This window comes from Pseudoalteromonas sp. BZB3 (genome assembly GCF_040104455.1).
Classification (GTDB): domain Bacteria; phylum Pseudomonadota; class Gammaproteobacteria; order Enterobacterales; family Alteromonadaceae; genus Pseudoalteromonas.
Map to the genome: position 1 here is coordinate 1 of NZ_JBECOS010000024.1, position 3,867 is coordinate 3,867.

4 protein-coding genes are annotated in these 3,867 nt (G+C 37.1%); 3 read left to right on the plus strand and 1 reads right to left on the minus strand.

Going from position 1 to position 3,867, the window contains the following annotated elements:
- Both ABMY35_RS20730 and ABMY35_RS20735 read left to right on the plus strand, forming a co-directional pair.
- A partial coding sequence (locus tag ABMY35_RS20730) for a transposase (RefSeq protein WP_349287969.1) occupies positions 1–197 on the plus strand: 197 nt, incomplete at its 5' end.
- Positions 198–405: 208 nt separating this feature from the next.
- The gene (locus tag ABMY35_RS20735) at positions 406–1,401 is read left to right on the plus strand and encodes a fatty acid desaturase (protein WP_349287970.1); all 996 of its coding nucleotides are present in this window, start codon (positions 406–408) and stop codon (positions 1,399–1,401) included.
- 327 nt (positions 1,402–1,728) lie between these two features.
- Here ABMY35_RS20735 and ABMY35_RS20740 read toward each other — a convergent pair whose 3' ends face one another.
- Complete coding sequence (locus ABMY35_RS20740; RefSeq protein ID WP_349287971.1) at positions 1,729–2,043, minus strand: hypothetical protein; 315 nt, start codon at positions 2,041–2,043, stop codon at positions 1,729–1,731.
- Positions 2,044–2,360: 317 nt separating this feature from the next.
- Between ABMY35_RS20740 and ABMY35_RS20745 the strand changes: the two genes are divergently transcribed.
- Positions 2,361–3,092 carry a hypothetical protein gene (locus ABMY35_RS20745; RefSeq protein WP_349287972.1) on the plus strand — a complete coding sequence of 244 codons (732 nt, stop codon included), beginning with the start codon at positions 2,361–2,363 and terminating at the stop codon, positions 3,090–3,092.
- Positions 3,093–3,867: the final 775 nt, after the last annotated feature.

Below are 3,867 nucleotides of genomic sequence, written 5' to 3' on the forward strand. Positions count from 1 at the left end.
CAGGTAGTCCTTATCAAAATGGCTTTGTGGAAAGATTTAACCGAAGTTATCGTGAAGAGGTGCTAGATTTATACTTGTTTGAGTCACTACAAGAAGTACGTGAAATCACAGATGAATGGTTAGATATCTATAATTACGAACGGCCTCATGATTCACTTGGTGATATGACGCCAATTGGTTACCTTGAGGCTGCATAAAATTCTACGAAAGAGCTGTACTAAATTGGGTGGAGTTACACTACTAACTAGATGCAAACTCAGCAGTTTTTATAATAGCTCATTTCACCTTGCGCAAAAGTAACCTTGCTTCGCAACGTGTATTTTGCACTTATTTCCACCGCATTTAGTCGAGGGGATGTTGCCTTTACGCTATGATCTTATCACCAAAAAGTTAGCTATATTTTTAATGTCAAAATTAACCGCGAAGCAGAACATAAAAAGCATTGTGACTGCGATTAAAGCCGAAGAGCAATCTCTTCGAGCCCGTTTTCCTATTCTTAACCAGCAAAATAGCATTGCGATGGCAATGATGTTGCTGTCACTTTTTTCACTCATTGGCGTTGGTACGCTGTATTATTTTTCACTTATACCTGCGTGGTTATGTATTATTTTAGCGGCTATAATCACGTCTATTTCCCATGAGTTAGAACATGATCTAATTCACAAACAGTATTTTAGTAATCGACCATTTATACATAATTTTATGATGCTGACTGTGTGGTTGATGCGTCCTAATACAGTGAATCCTTGGTACCGCAGACAGATACATCTTCACCATCATAAGGTATCAGGCACAGAACAAGACTTAGAAGAGCGCTTAGTCGGTAATGGCATTAAGTCACCCTTTTTAAGAGCGGTGGTGATCATGGATGGATTGCTCGGTTTACTGATTAATTCCAAGCGTTTTAGCAAAGAGATTAAAGACTTTAAGTTTTTACAGGTATTTAATGCCGGTTTTCCAATCACCTCGGCTTATTTTGCGATTTTATATGGCGTGATTGCTTATCATGCAGTGCAATTTATTCAGCCGTTTGAAGTGCCTCTTTGGGGGGCGGATATATTAGCTGTGGCTGAATTTTTAATGGTGGTACTGATTGTGCCGAATATGATCCGCTCAACGTCACTGAACTTTGTGACTTCTTCAATGCATTACTACGGTGGTGTAACCAACTTGTTAGAGCAAACGCATGTGATCAGTAGCCGCTGGTTTTTACCTTTCCAGCTTTTCTGTTTTGATTTTGGTCGTACGCATACCATTCATCATTTTGTGCCGAATCAACCTTTTTATATTCGCCAGCTAATTAGTAAAAAAATACAGCCGGTTATGGCTGAGCATGGTGTGCGCTTTAATGACTTGCAAAGCTTAAAGCATGCTAACCGATATTTAGATAAGACTGAGTAGGGTAGCCTTATGATTGCGTAGGTTGTTCGATTTGCGCTGGTTGGTTAAGCGGGACATAAAGTCGGCGCCTACAAGGAGGTTAGATTTTGTAGGCGCGGGTTTACCTTGCAGATCCTAATCTTATCAATTGTTAAAACTGCTCACTTCAACTTGCGCAAAGAGAATGTTGAAAAATAGATTGGTGTTGTATTACATCCATGTAGCTACGCCCACCGGGTATCCATACCCTCACTTCCTCGTGCTGCGAAACTTCGCTTCGGTCACTCGTCACCCTTGCGCAAAGAGAATGTGTTCGCTTCGCTCTCTGTCATTAACCCTCTGCACGATTTAATGCACAGTGATCGGTAGGTCATTTACCACTAAAGACTGGCCGTTTTTTTTGGCGTGGATAAAGCTTGAGATTAAAACATCATTAGACAAAGTGTTAATGTCTTCAACTTCTTCAACCAGGCAGAAAGAAATCGAATCCCATCCTAAATTTTTAATGAAAGTTTCATGCTCATTGATGTTGTCTTGATAGTTTTCATCTGTAGTTAGTAAGCCTATTGAGTGTTTATTGCCAAGTTTGTATTTGCCATTATTAGCAGTTGCACATTTAGCATATCCGCTTAAAACATAAATTGTGTTTTCGTTTTTATTCATTGTGGTGTCATGCATAAGTGAGTTTAATTTCTGTATGCATTTTTCAAACCAGAGTATTAGATGAGATTAATTTGAAAATATTTGCACTAAAAACAATGATTAAAATGCTTTTATCTACTTAAGTCTTAGCGTTGAGCTACGAGCGTCAAGTTTTTGAAGCGCTAGTTGGTTTCTAGAGTGAAACTTAGTAAAGCATAGTTAATAAAGAATATTGTTTCTTGAAGCAGTGAATTGTGACAATTTACATTATTTTGTTGAGTTTTTATTTGTTATTTTATAGCTTGTTAGTAGTTGCAATGTGAATAAGGATTATGCCAATGCAAGGCTTCGACAAAGAACAGTTTCTGTCTAACCTCCTAAGACTTGAACAAGATAAAATAAATCATCCTGATACCAACCAAGAGGTTACTCTTAAAGAGTTTTGTTTGGGGAAGCTTAAGCAAGCAAAGTCTTTAGGTGACATTAACCCAATTACTCCTATTCTTAAGACTGCTTTGGTGATTAATTGGCCAGAAAAAGCAATGAAAGTTAGGTTTGCAAATTTTTGTCTAAACTACCCTGATATAAAGACATTGGCCCAGTTAAAAAGTGTAATAGACTCAACAAAGCCTTTAGAGTTTTGCGAAAAATATATGGGTATTCAGGCAAAGTCAGATTTGAATCCAAAATATGTTCTGTTAAAGGAGTTAGTAGAAGGTTTTTTAGAGTATAAACGTGTTAAAGGTTTTGATTGTGAACTAACAGCAATAAAAGACTGGGCTAGGCAAGTAAATCTCAAAAGTCTGAAAGACGATATTATAGGCCAGCGTTATGGTGTGGGGCCTGGTGTAGTGGGGAATATATGCCTGAATTTAGGTATGAGCATTATTAAACCTGACAGGCATGTAAATGGGGTACTTCAGCAAGAGTTTGGTTTTACACGTATCAAGTCTTCACAAGTTAACGATATTGCTATAATGGCCGGTATCGATCGTTTTTATTTAGATAGAGTATTATTTGAATATGGTAAAAAGCACGGTCTTAGTTATGTATCAAACAAAGGCTGTTAGTAAACTTACGGTTTTTTTAGAGAAGAGTTTTTATTATTTCTGCTATCAACTTTGAAGAAACTGGGCTTATGTCCTTTACTTCTTTTTTGCTTTCCAAGTCCCACCATATTGATATGTTTCGCAATACTGCTTCTTGATGACGAGTAAGCAAGGGCCGCAGATAAATTGCCATTCAGTGTTGCCGTTATAGCGGCACCGGTACATAACTGACTTGCTTTGTTGGCATTGTGCGCATAGTTTGTGGCGTATTCTCATTAATCTCATCCTCTTGATTAATCTTTTGATACGAAATGTAAGGTCGTTCGATCAAAATTAAAAATCGCAGAACTACGATTTCTCCCTATTATGGGAGCGCCTTTGTTTAGTTTATATAGAGGTAATTTATCTTATTCTTTGGTTTTACTGAGTCGATTTTGGTGCGAAAGCAATAAATTATATTACTGTAAATACACTCTTAAATGGCCTCAAAGAGTGTCCCGAAAGTGACACACCGTACATATTTTATGTTCCGATATAGCGACATCAATAAAGGCGGAAATAGTATATATATCTTTAAGTTGCTGATAAATAAGGATTAAAATACTGGTCTGATAATTGTTAATTGATTACTACGAATTCAATAATAATCGAGAATTAATATGAACAAGTTGTAACTCCACCCAATTTAGTACAGCTCTTTTGTAGAATTTTATGCAGCCTCAAGGTAACCAATTGGTGTCATATCACCAAGTGAATCATGAGGTCGCTCATAATTATAAATATCTAACCATTCATC

Excerpts from the sequence above, each read along its gene's own strand:
- ABMY35_RS20745 (WP_349287972.1), top strand. The coding sequence starts at position 2,361 with ATGCAAGGCTTCGACAAAGAACAGTTTCTGTCTAACCTCCTAAGACTT.
- ABMY35_RS20735 (WP_349287970.1), top strand. The coding sequence starts at position 406 with ATGTCAAAATTAACCGCGAAGCAGAACATAAAAAGCATTGTGACTGCG.
- ABMY35_RS20740 (WP_349287971.1), bottom strand. The coding sequence starts at position 2,043 with ATGAATAAAAACGAAAACACAATTTATGTTTTAAGCGGATATGCTAAA.